The organism is Sulfurimicrobium lacus, from assembly GCF_011764585.1.
Lineage (GTDB): Bacteria > Pseudomonadota > Gammaproteobacteria > Burkholderiales > Sulfuricellaceae > Sulfurimicrobium > Sulfurimicrobium lacus.
The window spans coordinates 1278741-1296436 of sequence record NZ_AP022853.1; the positions used below are offsets into that span (position 1 = coordinate 1278741).

Annotated in this window: 13 protein-coding genes; 1 reads left to right on the forward strand and 12 read right to left on the reverse strand. The window is 60.5% G+C overall.

The genetic code is table 11. From position 1 onward, the window contains the following. Positions 1-32 precede the first annotated feature (32 nt). From SKTS_RS06410 to SKTS_RS06450, 9 genes are all read right to left on the reverse strand, one after another. A complete protein-coding gene (locus SKTS_RS06410; RefSeq protein WP_173061967.1) occupies positions 33-3899 on the reverse strand; it encodes a pilus assembly protein in 3867 nt (1288 codons plus the stop codon). 31 nt (positions 3900-3930) lie between these two features. Then, the gene (locus tag SKTS_RS06415) at positions 3931-4497 is read right to left on the reverse strand and encodes a pilus assembly PilX family protein (protein WP_173061969.1); all 567 of its coding nucleotides are present in this window, start codon (positions 4495-4497) and stop codon (positions 3931-3933) included. Next, complete coding sequence (locus SKTS_RS06420; RefSeq protein ID WP_173069011.1) at positions 4494-5585, reverse strand: PilW family protein; 1092 nt, start codon at positions 5583-5585, stop codon at positions 4494-4496. The genes SKTS_RS06415 and SKTS_RS06420 overlap by 4 nt, the downstream gene beginning before the upstream one ends. Positions 5586-5587: 2 nt before the next feature. Then, positions 5588-6034 (reverse strand): type IV pilus modification protein PilV, encoded by a 447-nt coding sequence (gene pilV / locus SKTS_RS06425; RefSeq protein ID WP_173061972.1) that lies wholly within the window; start codon positions 6032-6034, stop codon positions 5588-5590. Continuing rightward, on the reverse strand, positions 6034-6558 hold the full coding sequence (locus tag SKTS_RS06430; protein ID WP_173069014.1) for a GspH/FimT family pseudopilin: 525 nt from the start codon (positions 6556-6558) through the stop codon (positions 6034-6036). Before SKTS_RS06430 ends, pilV begins: the two co-directional genes overlap by 1 nt. Positions 6559-6828: 270 nt before the next feature. After that, positions 6829-9075, reverse strand: coding sequence for an arginine/lysine/ornithine decarboxylase (locus SKTS_RS06435; RefSeq protein WP_173061975.1), 2247 nt, complete (start codon positions 9073-9075; stop codon positions 6829-6831). Positions 9076-9198: 123 nt separating this feature from the next. Continuing rightward, a complete protein-coding gene (locus SKTS_RS06440; RefSeq protein WP_173061978.1) occupies positions 9199-10143 on the reverse strand; it encodes a S49 family peptidase in 945 nt (314 codons plus the stop codon). A gap of 84 nt (positions 10144-10227) precedes the next feature. After that, positions 10228-10884: an HAD-IA family hydrolase gene (locus tag SKTS_RS06445; protein ID WP_173061981.1), complete on the reverse strand. Its 657-nt coding sequence runs from the start codon at positions 10882-10884 to the stop codon at positions 10228-10230. Next, complete coding sequence (locus tag SKTS_RS06450; protein ID WP_173061984.1) at positions 10868-11848, reverse strand: RluA family pseudouridine synthase; 981 nt, start codon at positions 11846-11848, stop codon at positions 10868-10870. The genes SKTS_RS06445 and SKTS_RS06450 overlap by 17 nt, the downstream gene beginning before the upstream one ends. 510 nt (positions 11849-12358) lie before the next feature. Here SKTS_RS06450 and SKTS_RS06455 point away from each other — a divergent pair. Further along, positions 12359-15109: an Rne/Rng family ribonuclease gene (locus SKTS_RS06455; protein ID WP_173061987.1), complete on the forward strand. Its 2751-nt coding sequence runs from the start codon at positions 12359-12361 to the stop codon at positions 15107-15109. A gap of 55 nt (positions 15110-15164) precedes the next feature. On the opposite strand, the gene rlmD is transcribed toward SKTS_RS06455, so the two are convergent. The 3 genes from rlmD to SKTS_RS06470 are packed head-to-tail and all read right to left on the reverse strand — an operon-like array spanning position 15165 to position 17654. Continuing rightward, entirely contained in the window at positions 15165-16490 is a 1326-nt protein-coding gene (gene rlmD / locus SKTS_RS06460) for a 23S rRNA (uracil(1939)-C(5))-methyltransferase RlmD (RefSeq protein ID WP_173061990.1), read from the reverse strand. Continuing rightward, positions 16480-16866, reverse strand: coding sequence for a VanZ family protein (locus SKTS_RS06465; RefSeq protein ID WP_173061993.1), 387 nt, complete (start codon positions 16864-16866; stop codon positions 16480-16482). Before SKTS_RS06465 ends, rlmD begins: the two co-directional genes overlap by 11 nt. A gap of 5 nt (positions 16867-16871) precedes the next feature. Further along, on the reverse strand, positions 16872-17654 hold the full coding sequence (locus tag SKTS_RS06470; protein WP_173061996.1) for a 3'-5' exonuclease: 783 nt from the start codon (positions 17652-17654) through the stop codon (positions 16872-16874). Between the last annotated feature and the right edge of the window lie 42 nt (positions 17655-17696).

The following is a 17696-nucleotide window of genomic DNA, read 5'->3' on the forward strand; positions in this document are numbered from 1 at the left end:
CCCCTCAGCTTGGGGGGGCAATCAGGAAGTGCTTATTGAATCTGCCGCCAGAAAATGCGGGTCGGGAGCGTCACGGGGGGCGGCGTGGGGTTCGCATTCAGCGTTGTGCCAATTGCCGCACTGGAGGCGCTGGTCAATTTGAAAATTGGTATGCCGGCAGGCCCAATGATCACGACGGGGACGGTGGGAATGCCTCCCCCAGGGGTGACGCCCGATGCAGATGCATCGCTGCTGTCTACCGTGCCGTCGCCGTTGGTGTCAAATATGGGATCCGTAGCCATTGCACCACCCGTCAGGCTGAGCTCCATCAGCCAACCAGTGCCCCCTGAAGTGCACTTGTCGGTCGAGGGTATCAGCGTCACAAAAAGCACCCGGCCGTTTAGCACCTGCGATCGGTAAATCACCCGCTCGCCACGGTGCGTGCCGGATGGCGGCAGCAAGTCCATGTACCACCCACGCTGGGTTCCCGCGTAATCCACCGCGTTGGCGCTGGTCGTGCGCCAGTATGGACCGGGGGGTACGGGTGTGGGTGGCGTCACATCGTCCGTTTGGGTGAGGATGGTTTGTTGCTGCAACATACTTCTGGTTATTGCCACGCCAGTGTCCCAGATGGCGTAGTAGCTTTGTACATCCGTATTGACGCTGTCGGTCGTGGTGATGAAACTTCCTGTGCCGAAATACACCATCACCCCGCCGCTGGCCGGTACGGGGCTGGGCCCCAACAAGGGCTGCGAGGTGATGGGCTGTACCTGGCCGCTGGTATTGGTGGCGGTGAACAATGTTGTGGCCGTCCAGCTAGAGGGCGTGCTGCTGGATAAGTCGAACTTCCACAATCTGCCCTGCAAATCGCCGGCATAAACCGCGTCAATAATCTTGTCGTTGTTGGAGTCATATAGAGCCGGCGTGGACAGCCCGTTGGCCGCGGTGCTGTCGGTCGGGATCTTGCTGATCAGTGCACCGGTCTCCAGATTCACGATATAGAGATATGCCTTGTCCGCAGTGCTGTTGTAGCCATTGCCGAAAATCGCGGCCCAGGAGCCATCGTGCAGGCGGCCGATTTGCGGCTGTCCGTAGGTCAGTCCCAAGTCGGTGGCATCAGAAAACTCCCATAGCACTTTGGTTGCATCGAAAGTATCGGGGTGGGACACGTCCAGGGCATAAACGGATTTTCCGCCAGCGCCCAGACTGCCTACCAACACGGTCTTCCAGCTGCCTCCCAGGTAGGCGTCGCTGGCGTTGGCCGGCCCGTCCACCAAGTACTTGTGCGTATACGCCGGGTCGGTGATGGCGCTCAGCTTGTCGTAAACGCCAGCCGGCACATAAGCGAGCAACTCCTTGCCTGAGTCGGCGTTGCCGATGTCCGAGCGGAAACCGTGCAACATGCCGTCGTTCGCGCCGACATACACCATCGGCGGGCGGGCACTCTTGGTTGCCACGTAGCTTGCATAAGTGCTCTGGCCGGTAGTGCCGCTCGGCAAGGAGGTGAAGCCATAATCCTCGTTATAGGAAAATATCGGATCGGAGTTGACGATGTCGCCCAGCACATTGGTACAGGTGGCGGGCGAGGGGCATGCCGGCCGGTTTCTGAAAATGCCAGGAGGGAAACGCTCTTCCTGGGTGGTGTCTCCACGCAGCCAGGCAAGCCTGTCTGCACATTTGCCGTCAACCACCCCGAAGGAGTCCTTGTTCAGGGCGGTGGCCAGGCTGCTGGTGCAGGTGCTGAACGCCTGTGCCGTACCGCCATTCATGGTGAAAATATTACGCGAGGCCGGGACCGGAATCAGCGTCGCTGCATCCCAGTTGGCATCGACGCCATCCAGCCTCCCGTCATTGTTTATGTCCAGCACTTTCCCGGCGTTGACCCCGCTGCTGACCACGGTAAAGTCATAGAAGTGGCCGCTCCAGTTCGTGCTGTCGAACTGTGCCTGATACACCACCGTGCCGGTGTTGAGACTGGTCGAGTTGGCTGCCAGTGCGGCGGAAGACGCATTGGTCGTCGTGATGGTCGACACGATCGAACTGAAAGCGTCGACCACATTCTGCGGGTTTTCCGCACTGAAAAACTGCCCGCGACTATTGATTGCGGCATGCCACAGGTCCGCGACATAAGCGTAGCCATATGGCGGGTTGGTGCCGACAGGCGATTCGTCGGTGAACGGCCAGAATTTGGTGCCTGCAGCCAGGGCGGAATAATCACCGGCATAGGTGCTGCCACCCCAGGCCGGATCAACCAGAATAGTGCCCAATCCCAGACCGATGGTGAAGTTGACCATGTGCTGCCAATTCGCCGGGTCATTCTTGGCGTTCCAGTACTGCGTGGTTGGATTCGTGGAAGTTTCGGCGATGTGGGGGTGAACGTTGTTGGCCAGGGTCGTGTTCAGGTCGGTCGACCAGTATTTGAACGCGATGTCAGACAGCGTGTTGCTGTAGCTGTATGCGGAGGTCGGGATGCTCCATGAAAGCGTGACGCCGTTTACCGGGTTGGCGCTGTCGCTGCCCCAAGCGTCGCCGACGGTGATGCGAGTGTTGCTCGAATAAGTAGCGGTATAGGTCCCGTTGTAGGTTGCGCCGGCGCCGGCCACGGTCACCTGTACTCCGCTGGTACCGCTGAGGCTGGCAAAGGGATCGGTACACCCGGTGCTGTTTACAATGTTGATCCGGTCTGGGCCGGGGCTTCCCCTGTCATCAAAAAACACTCTGCAGGTGTAGGTGTAATTGGTCGAGGGGAGAGTCGTGGTGTTCTTGTAAGGGTAAATAGGCGTGTAAGCCGTTCCGTCCGGCAGGGTCTTGGCCGTGGAATCCACGTTGCCGCCGAAATTGACGTTGTCGTCTCCATTCCATAAGCCGTCGGTGAACATGATGTGGTAATTTTGCCGGCAGGTATAGTTGGTGCCATCAGTGACAGTCGGGTCTTCGGCATAGGCGCTGTTGACGCCGGTGGCCTTGTAATATTCACCAGCCCGTTGCATGGTGCTGCGCATCGGTGTTCCACCGCTGGCGGGGAGGCGGGCTGCCCAGCTGAAGAAATCGGACTTGTGGGTGCCGCTGAAGGTCTTGATGCGGTTGTCGTAATTCGTCGCAGTCCAGCCGTGGCAGGTGGCGGAAAAGGGGCTGGCGGTGGACAGACTGGTACAGGTGTGCAGGTTCTGCCAGGCCACGCGCACGTTGTTGCCGAGCCCGGCGAATGCCCGCAAGGTGCCGCTGACAGTGGCCAGGTTGCGGGTGCGGTAATAAGAGTACCAGTTGGCGAAATTCTGCTTTTTCTGTGTCGCCGTGCCGGAAGCGATGTCATTCGTGGCGCCGACCGTGCGCAGCACGTAGCAATCGTCATCGGCTTTCTGGTCGGCCACGGTCGCGGTGCAGTTGGTGGGCAGAGTCACGCCAGCTTGCGTCCAGAAAAGATAATAATAGGCCGACGTCGCGGTCGAGTCGGCAAATGTCTGGGAGGTGCTGCTCGGGTTGTATTCCCGCACCGCCCTGTAGTTGGTTGACAGGTTTACCGTGCCCCGCGTTGCGTCGTATCCATTGATGGGAGCGGCGGTGAATGTTGCATTGGCATAGCAGGTGGCGGGGTTGGTGGCGGGGTCGATGGTGCAGCCCCCGCCATTGTATTGTGGTGGCGGCGTGTAGACGATGGTGGGGTCGTAATACATGGGATTGTAATAGGCCGATTTGAAGCGCTTGGTCGCGGCGTCCGCCAAAAGTCCATCCGGAACATAGGCCCACGCCATACTCCCCGAGTCGTCCAGGGTGAGCACGATATTCGGTTCAACCGAGCCGGTCAGGAACAGCGGGTAATCCGATAAAGTCAGCGTTGCCCCGGCAGGTGCAACCGACCAGACCGGGCTGCCGAGCAATACTGCCACTAGGGCAAATTTTAGCAGTCGTGATGTTTGCATGATGTACTCCTTGGAGTGAGTTCCGGGCAAATCAGGAGGGGTATTTGTAAATCGCTTGCAGGATGACCACCGCGTTAGGGTCAATTCCCTGGCCGCGTACGGTCACGCGATAAAAACATGAGGTTACCGGGGGGGGGCCGGCGGCAGCCGAATTAGGAAGTTGTTCCACCACGTAGCTAGGCCAGTTCGCCAGCGGGATTACGGTGAGTCCCAGAGTTGATGGGGCTGTGATGCTTTGAGCGGCCCAGTTGTAGCTGCTCCAGTATGCCGCATCGTTGTCGCGTGTAGGGTCCCAGGCAAGGAAGCCAGTGACGGCGGTGCTAAACTTTGTAGGGAGGGGCGCTGGGCAGGCGGTGATGTTTAGGATGGCGCTCAGGTTTGCTCCCACATAACTGAGAGTCGCATCCGCTGCCTGGAAAGCCAGATCACGCTGGCGCGTGTTGCCGGCCATGCGTTCTTCCTGGCCGCTGTTCTGCGCGGCTGTGACGGCGATCAAGGTCAGCATGACGAGGAAAATCAGCGCGATGACCAGGGTGACGCCGCGCTCGCGTCGCGGCGTCCTGCCTGATGCTAAAAAGCCGTGGTTGTGCGGGATCATAGACGGTTCCTCACCGCAATGGTGGTGGTGAATGCCCTGCGCAGGCGCCTGTCGGCGGGGGTTGTGGCGGCACTGTCGGGGTCGGGATAGTGATAGTCCTGGGGTGCGCTTATGATGCCGTCCTCGGTGGAGCGCATGAGTAGGTTGACTTTGACGCTGAGCACCCGCTGCCATTTTTCCGCGGTTGTCGCTCCTGGAACACCAGCGCCTGCCACATCATTCGCGTTGAGATAAGTATCGATGACATGGTCCGCTGTCGGGGTGGTGTCCACGCCGTACATGATCTGCATGTCCTCGACGCCTTCCACCAGTTCCTGGGCGACGGTGGCGGGTGCGCCGCCGGACTGGGTCAGGTGCTGCCGGTACAAGGTGGGTTCGCCCGCGGTATTGACGCCGATGTAGAAAAGGTTGCCGGTTACCCCGAAAATACTGGAACCTGGACCGTATGCAGCAGTTGCTCCGGTGGTGGTTATGACATTGCCTGCGACGGTCGCAACGCTCAGGAGCGGAGTCTGGCAGTTGGTCGCCACCACGAGTTCGCCCGAAGTCAGTGCGGTAGGCGCTGGTGTTACCGTGAAATTATTGGGGGTGTAGGCTGTCACGCGGTATTCGCGATTGCCCCCCATGATTATCCCGCCTCCGCCTTCCGCCAGTACCACGGCGAGTGCGTCGCTGGCTGCGTGGCCGCTCAGGGTGGATACGCTGGTCCGGACGTTCTGCGGGGTGGTTGGCGCAGTGGCGGTCGCATTTTCGTAACCGGTCAGAGGCTGGTTGAAAAGGTCGCTGAACCAATAGGCTGTACCATATGAGTTGACTGTGGTGGGTGCGGGGGGAAGTGGGACAATACTGCAGCCTGCTGCGCCTGCCATGCGGATATCGAGTGCCATGGTCTCGAAAGCAAAACGCGCCCCTTCCTGCATGCGCGCCAGGCTTGCCTGCATGCGCGAGGTTTGCTTGGTGCCCAGGTAGGCGTAGCTCACGCCGATGACCAGGAGCATGCCCAGCGTGATGGCGATCAACATCTCGACCAGGGTGAAACCGCGCGTTCGGGACGGTCGCGCGGCTACGTATTTGAGTTTGCGTGCCATGATCAGAGATCCGTCTGGGTTACGAATGTGGTGGTGTTGCTGCCTTCCACCCACTGGATGGTGATGGTAGCTACGGTACCGTTCACAGAGTTGGCGGCGTCGCCACTCGGCAGGTTCGCCGCGAGGCTTTTCTTCCACTCGCTCAAGTCGGTACTTGCCACGTCAGCGGGGGTGGGTGCTGCAACACCAATGGCGGTGGCATAACTGCCACCCAGTGCGGCTGTACGGTTGGCGCGCATGCGTTCGGTTACATCGTGGGCCATCATGGTGGCTACGCTGCGATAATAGGCGTGATTGTTGTTTTTCATCGAAACGGCTTGCAAACCAGCCAGCCCCAGCAAGCCGAAGGCGATGACCACGATAGTGATCAAGACCTCCAGCATGGTGGTGCCGTGCTGGCGCCGGGAAGCAAGGAAGGAACGCGGTCTAAGAAATACTGAGCGGTTCATCAGCAGGTCCCCGAGGTGGTTTGAATGCGGCCCGTCGCACTAATCCGGATGGTCCGGGAAAGGCCCCCGAGGCAAACGACCATGTTGCCGCTCGAATTGCTGGCGCCACGGCCATCGTAGCTTATGAAGTTGGTGAAAACGGCGTCAGGAGTGATGGACGCGTCGCTGCCGTTACTTGAAGGTTGTCCTACCGCTATGCGCGTATCCGTGCCATCGAAGGTGCCGGCTGTACTGCCGTCCACGAATACCTGCCAGCCGGTTTGCCAGTTGGCGCTGGTACTGCAGGCGGGGGTGTTGGTGTTCGGGTCGGCAACTTTGCATAACGTAACCCTGGTGCCGCGCTTGATCGCTTCCGATCTGGCCAGATTGAGGCCGGAAACCAGATCATTGGTCAGGTTGGCGATCCGGTTGGCGCGAATGAGCGATTGAAAGCTGGGTGCAGCCAAGGCCACCAGGATTCCCAGCACCGATACTGTGACCAGCAGTTCAATCAGGGAAAATCCGGTGAAGCGGCGGTGTGTCATGTTCGATTCAGCCCCATAATGATTGAATGCATCATAAACGAAATCGTTTGCGGGATGTTAGCGCGAAATGACAAGTGGTTGCTCCGGGGGGATGAGCGGTTGCCCCGGTTCCAGATTTCCTAAACGCTCCGCGTCAACGGCAAAACACAATCTACTCGGCAGTCCCAATCAGCCAGTAATGATGCGCCAAAAGAAGCCGCAACGCCGCATCAAGATGAAATGGGCTTGCCGTTATGCCACGAGTCACATATTCGTCTGAAATGTGTTCTGCTAGCCCTGTCTCACGCAATCCACGTAATAGCGCTTCTTGCCATCCACTTCTTCCTGCACCAGGCCATGGATGTCGGTCTCGAAGCCGGGGAAGCGTTCGTTGAAGTCGCGCGCGAATTTCAGGTAGCGGACGATGGTTTCGTTGAAGCGCTCGCCGGGGATGAGGAGCGGGATGCCGGGGGGGTAGGGCGTCAACAACACGCTGGTGACCCGCCCCATGAGGTCGTCGATCTCGACCCGGTCGATTTCGCGGTGCGCCATTTTGGCGAAGGCGTCTGTCGGTTTCATGGCCGGCACCATGTCGGAGAGGTACATTTCGGTGGTGAGCCGCGCCACGTCGTTGGCCTTGTAGATGCCGTGGATGCTGTCGCTGAGATCCTTCAGACCCATGCGCTCGTAGCGCGGGTGCTTGGCGACGAATTCCGGCAGCACGCGCCATAGCGGCTGGTTGCGGTCGTATTCGTCCTTGAACTGCTGCAGCGCGGTGAGCATGGTGTTCCAGCGGCCCTTGGTGATGCCGATGGTGAACATGATGAAGAACGAGTACAGGCTGGTCTTTTCGACGATCACGCCATGCTCGGACAGGTATTTGGTGACGATGGCGGCGGGAATGCCGGAATCCGCAAAGTCGCCGTCCACATCCAGTCCCGGGGTGATGACGGTGGATTTGATCGGGTCGAGCATGTTGAAGCCCGGGGCAAGGTTGCCGAAGCCGTGCCAGCGCTCGCCGGCACGCAGCATCCAGTCGTCGCGCTCGCCAATGCCTTCCTCGGCGAGATGCTCCGGCCCCCAGATCTTGAACCACCAGGAATCGCCGAATTCTTCATCCACCTTGCGCATGGCGCGGCGGAAATCCAGGGCTTCGAGGATGGATTCTTCCACCAGCGCCGTGCCGCCGGGCGGCTCCATCATTGCCGCGGCCACGTCGCACGAGGCGATGATGGCGTACTGCGGGCTGGTGGAGGTGTGCATCAGGTAGGCTTCGTTGAAAATATCGCGGTCCAGTTTGCGCGTTTCCGATTCCTGAATCAGGATCTGCGATGCCTGCGACAGGCCGGCCAGCAGCTTGTGCGTGGACTGGGTGGAAAACAGCATCGAGTTCTTGCAGCGCGGGCGGTCCTTGCCGATGGCGTGCATGCCGGAGTAGAAATCGTGGAAAGTGGCGTGCGGCAGCCAGGCTTCGTCGAAGTGCAGCGTGTCGATCTCGCCGTCCAGCAAGGTCTTGAGGGTTTCAACGTTGTAGAGAATGCCGTCGTAGGTGCTCTGGGTGAGGGTGAGCACGCGCGGCTTGGTTTTGACGCCGCGGGCAAACGGGTTGGCCTCGATTTTCTTGCGGATGTTCTCCGGCGCGAATTCCTCCAGCGGGATCGGGCCGATGATGCCGTAATGATTGCGGGTCGGCGTCAGGAACACCGGCACCGCGCCGGTCATGATGATGGCGTGGAGAATGGACTTGTGGCAGTTGCGGTCCACTACCACCACGTCGCCGGGCGCGACCGTGGAGTGCCACACCATCTTGTTCGAGGTGGAGGTGCCGTTGGTGACGAAAAACAGGTGGTCGGCGTTGAAAATCCGCGCGGCGTTGCGTTCGCTGGCTGCGACCGGGCCGGTGTGGTCGAGCAACTGGCCCAGTTCGTCCACCGCGTTGCACACGTCGGCGCGCAGCATGTTCTCGCCGAAGAACTGGTGGAACATCTGACCCACCGGGCTCTTGAGAAAGGCGACGCCGCCGGAATGGCCGGGGCAGTGCCACGAATAGGAGCCATCGGCAGCGTAATGCGTGAGGGCGCGGAAGAAAGGCGGCGCCAGGGTGTCCAGGTAGTCGCGCGCTTCACGTGCCACGTAGCGGGCGATGAACTCCGGGGTGTCCTCGAACATGTGGATGAAACCGTGCAGTTCTTTCAGCACGTCATTGGGGATGTGGCGCGAGGTGCGGGTTTCGCCGTAAAGGAAAATCGGGATTTCGGCGTTGCGGCGGCGGATTTCCACGACAAAGGCGCGTATCTGTTCAACTGCATGCTCGGCCAGATCGGGTGTGGAGAATTCTTCGTCGTCGATGGACAGGATGAACGTGGAAGCCCGGCTCTGCTGCTGGGCGAACGAGGACAGGTCGCCGTAACTGGTGGCGCCCAGCACCTCCAGGCCTTCTTCCTCGATGGCTTTGACCAGCACGCGGATGCCGATGCCGCTGGCGTTTTCGGAACGGAAATCTTCGTCAATGATGACGACGGGGAAACGGAATCGCACAATATCTCCTTGGAATCTTCTCTCCCTCCCTATCAAGGGGAGGGCCGGGGTGGGGATGGTTTGCAAATCACGGGGATACCCACCCCCAGCCTACCTTCCCCCTGGAAAGGGAAGGGATGAAAATTAACGCAAACTTAAATTGCTGAGCGAAAGCGGGGCCAGCCAGCTTTTTGCCGTGGCAGCGCCGAAGCGCTTGGCAACGCGTTCGGCCAACCCTTCCTGTGGCGTGTAATCCACCATGTCTTCAGCCTTGACGATTTCGCGCGCCACATATTCGGCACTGCCGAGACCGTCTGCCAGGCCCAGCTGGATGCTCTTCTCGCCGCTCCATACCAGGCCGCTGAACATTTCCGGCGTTTCCTTGAGGCGCTTGCCGCGCCCCTGGCGTACGACCTGGATAAATTGCTGATGGATTTCTTCCAGCATTGTCTTGGCGAATTCTTCCTGTTTGGGGTTGGCAGGCGAGAATGGGTCGAGGAAAGCCTTGTTTTCGCCCGCCGTCAGCACGCGGCGCTCGACTCCCAGTTTTGCCATCGTGCCGGTGAAACCGAAGCTGTCCATGATGACGCCGATCGAGCCGACGATGCTGGCCTTGTCTACGTAGATTTTATCTGCGGCGGCCGCGACGTAGTAACCGCCGGAGGCGCAGATGTCTTCCACCACCGCGTAGAGCGGGATGTTGGGGTATTTGACTTTGAGGCGGCGCATTTCGTCGTTGATGTAACCCGCCTGAACCGGGCTGCCGCCGGGGCTGTTGATATGCAGGATGACGCCCTTGGTGTTCTTGTCCTTGAATGCGGCCTGCAATCCGCTTATCACGCGTTCTGCGTCGGTATCCGCGCCGCTGCCGATCACGCCGCGCATTTCCACGATGGCGGTATGCTTGCCGCTGCTTGTCATTTCGCCGTGGTCCAGCCAGCCCATGGCGATCACCAGCAGTGCAAACAGGTAGATGAAGGTCAGCAGTTTGAAGAAGATACTCCAATGACGCCCGCGGCGTTGTTCCTGCAGCGCGGAAAAGGCCAGTTTCTCCAGGGTCTTGCGTTCCCAGTTGTCGGGTTCGGACATCGTTTCGTATTCTCTCGGGGCGGGATTTTTAAGGGAGCTTATTTTACCTGAGTTGCATTGATATGAATGCAGCCTTTTTTACACTCAGGCATGTTCGCGCAGCCATGTTCGCAATTCGGTGAAACTGTCGGCGCAGGCGAGCGGGGAGAATTCCAGCAATCCTTCCCTGGGGTGCGCGCCGTAACCGGCTCCCAGGCTGGGTACGCCGGCATTTTGCGCCATCTGCAGGTCGTGACTAGTGTCGCCTATCATGAGGGTTTTATCAGGCGTGGCGCCCAGGCGTTCCATCAATTCGAGCAGCATTTGCGGGTGGGGTTTGGAGAAACTCTCGTCAGCGCAGCGCGTGGCGTGAAAATAAGGTCGCAGACCGGTGTGGTCGAGTACCCGGTCGAGGCCGCGGCGGCCTTTCCCGGTGGCGACCGCCAGCAGGAACCCGGCCTCGTGCAATTCGCGTATCGTCTCGTCGGCACCCGCGAACAGCGGAATTTCGGCATCCTGGGCCATGAAGTGGACGCGGTAGCGTTCCGCCAGCCTGAGGTAATCGGCCTGCGCCAGATCGGGAAACAGGGCGGCGATCGCCTCGTTCAGCCCCAGGCCGATGATATGGCGCGCTGCTGCATCGCTGGGTTCGTCCACGCCGATGTCGCGGCTGGCGGCCTGGATCGAGGCCACGATGGCAGCCGCCGAGTCCATCAGCGTGCCGTCCCAGTCGAACACCAGGAGATCAAATTGTTTGGGCATTTTCAGGTTTTTCCAGTGAATGCAGGAAGCGCTCCAGTTCCGGCGGCAGCGGCGCGACCAGGGTCAGCGTTTCGCCTGTCGCCGGGTGCCGGATAACGGCCTTATGTGCATGCAGAAACATGCGTTTCAAGCCCCGCCGCTGCAATTCCTTGTTCCAGGGGAAGTCGCCGTATTTGTCGTCGCCGGCGATGGGAAACCCGAGGTGCGAGAGGTGGACGCGGATCTGGTGAGTGCGCCCGGTTTTGAGCTCGGCTTCGAGCAGGGTGAACCCGTCCCACTTCTGTTTCAGCGAAAATATGGTGTGCGATGCCTGGCCGTCTTCGCGCACGCTGACGCGGCGCTCACCTTCAGCGGTCAAGTACTTGAACAAGGGGAGCTTCACATGGCGCCGCTCGTCGGGCCAGTTGCCCTTCACCAAGGCGAAATAGAACTTGTCCATTCCCCCTTCGCTGGTGCGGCCGCCTTCACGCATGGCTTCATGCAGTTTGACCAGCGCGCTGCGCTTCTTTGCCAGCAGCAGCACGCCCGAAGTTTCGCGGTCGAGGCGGTGGGCCAGTTCGAGGAATTTCAGCTCGGGCCGTTCCAGGCGCAGTTGCTCGATCACACCGCGGCTGATGCCGCTGCCGCCGTGCACCGCCATGCCCGAGGGCTTGTTGATGACCAGCAGGGCATTGTCTTCGAAAATGGTGCAGTGCGACAGTTTCGCGGTGACCGGCTGGACATTGACGGGCTCGCGCCGGGCGGTCTGCACTGGGGGGACGCGCACGATATCACCCAGCACCAGACGGTAAGTGGCATCGACGCGCTTCTTGTTGGCACGGACTTCGCCCTTGCGCAGAATGCGGTAAATATGGCTCTTGGGGACGCCTTTTAGCAGCTTCAGCAGGTAGTTGTCGATGCGCTGTCCTTCGCTGCCCTCGTCGATGGTGAGCATGGCGACGGAATTTTTGCCCAATTCATTCATTTTGCTTATACTAGCCGGGTTGTGCTGCGATGGGAACTCCTATCGTTCGGCAACAACACGGTTTCAGTTACAAAACGGCCAGTGTTTCAATCACTAGGAAGCCTGGCTGGCACTGGTTATAACGCTCACCATTTATAAGTAGCGATAGTCGTATTTGCGCGCTCTTAACAGGCGATATTTTCAAGTTCTGCCCGAACGATACGCCCCGCATAGGACGCTCCGTATGGCTTGTTCAGCAAGCCAGGGCGCAGTGGGGATGGAGTCCGATTTTACTTGGGCTCCTGAATGTATTTGGTTTAAGGCCCGGCATTCGATGGCGTAAGAAACGCGTCGTGCCGGTGCTCAGGTTCTGGTGCAGAACGACAAAATTTAATGAACAACCCGATTTTGAAGTTGACTGAAAATCATAAACAGATGATTCGATAGAAATAACTTTGCAGCCCTGCGCGCTTCAACAAAGTGGGCAGGGTGGGTTGTTTTGCCCCGTGGAGAGCGCGGGGGAAATAAACAATGAAACGTATGCTGTTCAACGCAACTCAGGCTGAGGAGTTGCGCGTAGCGATTGTCGACGGTCAGAAACTGATCGACCTCGACATCGAATCAGCCGGTAAGGAACAACGCAAGAGCAACATCTACAAGGGTGTCATCACCCGCATCGAACCTTCCCTGGAAGCGGCTTTCATCGACTATGGCACGGACCGTCACGGTTTCTTGCCGTTCAAGGAAGTCGCGCGCAGTTTCTTCAACCTGCCGGAAGGCGTCGAAGTTTCCAAGGCGCGCATCCAGGATGCGCTGAAGGAAGGCCAGGAACTCATCGTCCAGGTGGAGAAGGACGAACGCGGCAACAAAGGTGCCGCGCTCACCACCTTCATCAGTCTGGCCGGCCGCTATCTCGTCCTGATGCCTAACAACCCGCGCGGCGGCGGCGTTTCGCGCCGCATCGAAGGCGAAGACCGCGACGAACTGCGCGAAACCATGGCGCAACTCGACGTGCCAGCCGGCATGAGCATCATCGCCCGTACCGCCGGCATCGGCCGCACCCTCGAAGAACTGCAGTGGGACCTCAACTACCTGCTGCAACTGTGGCGCGCCATCGAAAGCGCTTCCACCCTGCAGAGCGGCGCTTTCCTCATTTATCAGGAAGGCAGCCTGGTGATCCGAGCCATCCGCGACTATTTCCAGCCCGATATCGGCGAGATTCTCATCGATACCACGGAAGTTTACGAACAGGCCATGCAGTTCATGAGCCACGTCATGCCCAACAACGTGGGCAAGGTGAAGCTTTACACCGACGACGTGCCGCTGTTTTCGCGCTTCCAGATCGAGCACCAGATCGAAACCGCGTTCTCGCGCGAAGTCTCCCTGCCCTCCGGCGGCGCCATCGTGATCGACCATACCGAGGCGCTGGTGTCGGTCGACGTCAACTCCGCCCGCGCCACGCGCGGTTCGGACATCGAACAGACTGCATTCAACACCAACCTTGAAGCCTCCGACGAAATCGGCCGCCAGCTGCGCTTGCGCGATCTGGGCGGCCTGGTGGTGATCGACTTCATCGACATGGAGAGCCAGAAGAATCAGCGCGAAGTGGAAAACCGCTTGCGCGACGCCTTGCGCCATGACCGTGCGCGCGTCCAGATGGGCAAGATTTCCCGTTTTGGCCTGCTCGAACTTTCGCGCCAACGCTTGCAGCCGTCGCTCGGCGAGACCAGCCACATTCCCTGCCCGCGTTGCCACGGCACCGGGCACATCCGTGGCACCGAATCGTCGGCACTGCACATCCTGCGCATCCTGCAGGAAGAGGCGATGAAGGAGAACAGTTCCGCCATTCACGCCCAGGTGCCGGTGGATGTTGCCACTTTCCTGTTGAACGAGAAGCGCGCCGATATTTACGGCATCGAATCGCGCCACAAGGTCAGCGTGGTACTGATCCCCAATGTCCATCTCGAAACCCCGCACTACACCATCGTGCGCCTGCGCCACGAAGATATCACCGAAAGTGCGCTACCCAGCTACCAGATGGTGGAGTCGCCTGCAGAAGCCGCGGAAGCTGCAACTCCTGCACAGGAAGCCAAGGCGCCACGCCAGCAGGCCGCAGTGCGTGGCATCACGCCGGGTGCGCCTGCACCGATGCGCGCCGAACCGGTGGTGGAAACGCCTTCCATTTTCGGCAAGATCAAGGGGTGGCTGCAGAAACTAGGGACCGCCAAGGAAGAAGAAGTAAAGCCCGTGGCAAAACCCAAGCCGCAGGGCCAGCAGCGCGAACGCGAGCGGCGCCCGGAGCGTCAGCAACGCGAACCGCGCGAGCCGCGTGAAGCACGCGAGCCACGTCAGGGCCAAGGCCAAGGCGGTCGCGGCGGCCAGCAGCGTCGCGGTGGCGGCGAAGGCAGGGGCGGCGAAGGCAGGGGCGGCGAGAGAGGTAACGAAGAACGCGGTGAAGGCCGTGGCGACCTGAGGAAAGAACTGGCTGCCAAAGCCGAACGCGAACGCTCCGCACCGCAACAGGCTGTCGCAGTAGCGGAGAAGGGTGCGGCGATCACGGCCGGTGAAGGCGGAGCAGAGCCGCGTGCCAAACGTAACCGCCGCGGCGGCAAGCGCGAACGCGAGCGTCGTGAAGAGAATCGCCCGGAAAACGCGGTACCGGCAGAAGCATCAGAAAATGTCGAGGCAACCGCAGCACCGCTGGTGGAACAGATAGTCGAGCAACAGGCCGCCCCTGCTGCGGTAGTCGAGGCAGTTGCAGTTACCGCAGCTCCTGCGGTGGAGGTCATGAGCGAAGTGGTTGCGCCAATCGCGCCCGTTGCCGCTGATGTTGCCGCACCCGTGGTCGAACCGGCAGCCGTGGTCGAAGTTCCTGAGCCGAAGGCTGAGGTAATGGCGGCCCTTGTCGCCGTGGCGGAAGAAGCGCCCCGTCCGCAAGTTCAGGCGGAAATTCAGGCCGCGCCAGTAGTTGCCGAAAGCCCAGCTCTGCAACAGGTGGAAACAGCAGAAACGCCTGCTGCGCCCGAAGCTGAAGAAGGCGCGACGGAACCGGCGCGTACACGTGCGCCACGCCGCCGCCGACCGGCAGCAAAGGCTGCGGTAACCGAAAGCGCGGAAGGCCTGGTGCAGGTCGAAACCAAGGCGGAGCGTCTGCAACGCCTGGAAGCCGCCGCTGCTGAAGAAGCGGTTGCTGCAGCGAAGCCGCGTGCGCCGCGCCCGAGAGCGTCAAAGGTGGAGGCGGCCGAGCCGCTGATGCAGGTGGAAACGCGCAAGTCAGAGTAGGCTATATCTGACGGGTGTGACGAAAAAGGGTGGCCACGAGCCACCCTTTTTCGTTCTATGCGGCGAAGCCTTGTTTCTCGAACAGGGCGATCGACTCCACGTGGGCGGTATGCGGGAACATGTTGGCCACGCCGGCGGCCTTGAGCGTGTAGCCCTGTTCATGCACCAGCAGGGCGGCATCCCGGGCGAGGGTGGAGGGGTTGCAGGAAATATAAACGATGCGTCGCGGGCCCCGGCCTGCGAGCGCCTTGATCACTTCCGCCGCGCCGTCGCGAGGCGGGTCGATCAGCATTTTGTCGAAGTGGCCCAGCGCGGCCAGGCTATGCGCTGTCGCCTGAAACAGGTCGGCCTGGCGATATTCGGTACGCTCGGCTAGGCCGTTGTATGCGGCGTTGGCTATGGCGCGCGCCACCAGGGCGGCGCTGCCTTCCACGCCGACCACGTGGGCTCCGCGGTGCGCGATGGGCAGGGTAAAATTTCCCAGGCCGCAGAACAGGTCGGCGATGCGTTCGCCGGGCTGCGGGTCGAGCAGGCCGATGGCGCGGCGTACCAGCAGGCGGTTGATGACCGGGTTGACCTGGGTGAATTCGGTCGGTTTGAACGGCATGGTGATGCCGAACTCCGGCAGGGTGTAATTCAGCGCCGGCGCATCGAGGGGATAGAACGGATGCACCGTGTCCGGCCCCTTGGTCTGGGTCCAGAACTGCACCTCATGCCGGTCGGCGAAATCCTTCAGCAGGGTTTCGTCGGCGGGCGAAAGAGGATCCAGAATGCGCAGCACCAGCACGTTCACGTCCTGACCCAGGGCGATCTCGATCTGCGGCACGCGTTCGCGGATGGACAGCTTGCCAATCAGTTCGCCGAGCGGTTCGATCAGGGCGGAAATGTGCGGCGGCAGCACTTCGCAGCGGTGCATGTCGACCACGAAGCTGCTGCGCTTCTCGTGGAAGCCCACCAGCACCTTGCCTTTCCGGCGCGACATGTCCTTTACCGAGATTCTGGCGCGCTGGCGGTAGCCCCAGGCTTCGCCGTGGATGGCGGGGAGGATTTCCTCCGCCCTGACCTTGCCTATATGCCACAGGTCGTCCTCGAGCACGCGCTGCTTCGCCGCCATCTGGGCGGATTCTTCCAGGTGCTGCAGGCTGCAGCCGCCGCACACGCCGAAGTGAGGACATTTCGGGCTGACGCGCATGAAGCTGGCAAGGACGACCTCCTTCATGGTGGCCATTTCGTAACTGGGCTTTTTCTTGAATACGGAATAGGTGACTTTTTCGCCGGGCAGCGCGCCCTCGATAAAGATCACCTTGCCTTCGACGTGCGCAATGCCACGTCCTTCGTGATCCAGGGATTCAATGCTGGCGTACGGTACGCTATCGGTCATGGAGTGATGTCAATCTTGCGTCAAAACGGGTCAATAGGAATTGCAGGGAAGTGGTGTTAAGCAGCCAGCCGAGCGCGACGCCCAGGCTGTCGGCAAGCAAGTCCAGCCATTCGGCGGAACGGTAGCCGCTCCAGCCTTGCAGCAGCTCGATGGCCCCGCCGTAGGCAATCGCGGCGAGCGCGAGATAGAGGCGCTGCCGGCGCACGGGATAAATCTGGCAGAACCAGCCCGTCAGCGCGGCATAGGCGACCAGGTGTTCCAGTTTGTCGGCATGGGGAAAGCTCAGGGGCGTGGGCGGCGAGGGCATGAGCGACAAATAGCCGATCAGGACGACCAGAAGCCAGCCGGCAAAAAGCCATGTGGTGCGGTAATTCATTGCATTCAGGCTGGTTGCTTCCAGGCATCCAGAAACTCGCGCCAGTGGGTCGCGTCGATCTTGCCCAACTGGCTGCGCACCAGGTCGCATTCGTCCTGGTACTGTGCCGGCGTCAGCACGCCGCGCATCAGCTGGAAACGCAGGAATACCAGGTAGGTGTTGGCTACATCGGTTTCGCAGTAGTTGCGGATGGCAACGATCTCGCCGCCCTGGAACGCGTCCCACACCTTGGAGCCGTCCATGCCCAGCTTGCCGGGGAAGCCGCACAGCTGCGCGATCTGGTCGAGCGGGGCGTTGGCGCGCGGCTGGTAGAGCGCGATCAGGTCCATCAGGTCGAGGTGGCGTGTGTGGTAGCGGCTGATGTAGTTGTTCCACTTGAATTCGCGGTCGTCCTCGCCCATGTCCCAGTAGCGCGGCGCCTGGATGCCGTGGATCATGGCGCGGTAGTGCAGCACCGGCAGGTCGAAACCGCCGCCGTTCCACGATACCAGCTGCGGGGTGTATTTCTCGATACCTTCGAAGAAGCGCCGGATGATCTCGGCTTCGCTGTCTTCCGGGTTGCCGAGCGTCCAGGTGCGGAAGCTGTCGCGCTCGCGCAGGGCGCAGGAGATGGCGACCACGCGTTGCAGGTGAAGCTGCAGGAAATCGCTGCCGGTGGACTGGCGGCGCTGCTGGAAGGCCATTTCGGCGACCTGGGTGTCGGTCATGTCCTCGCTCAGGCCGTGAAGCGTGCGTAGCCCGGCAACGTCAGGTACGGTTTCGATGTCGAAAACGAGGGTAGGGGTCATTTGAGAAAATTTTCGTAGGGTGGGTTAGGCCGCAGGCCGTAA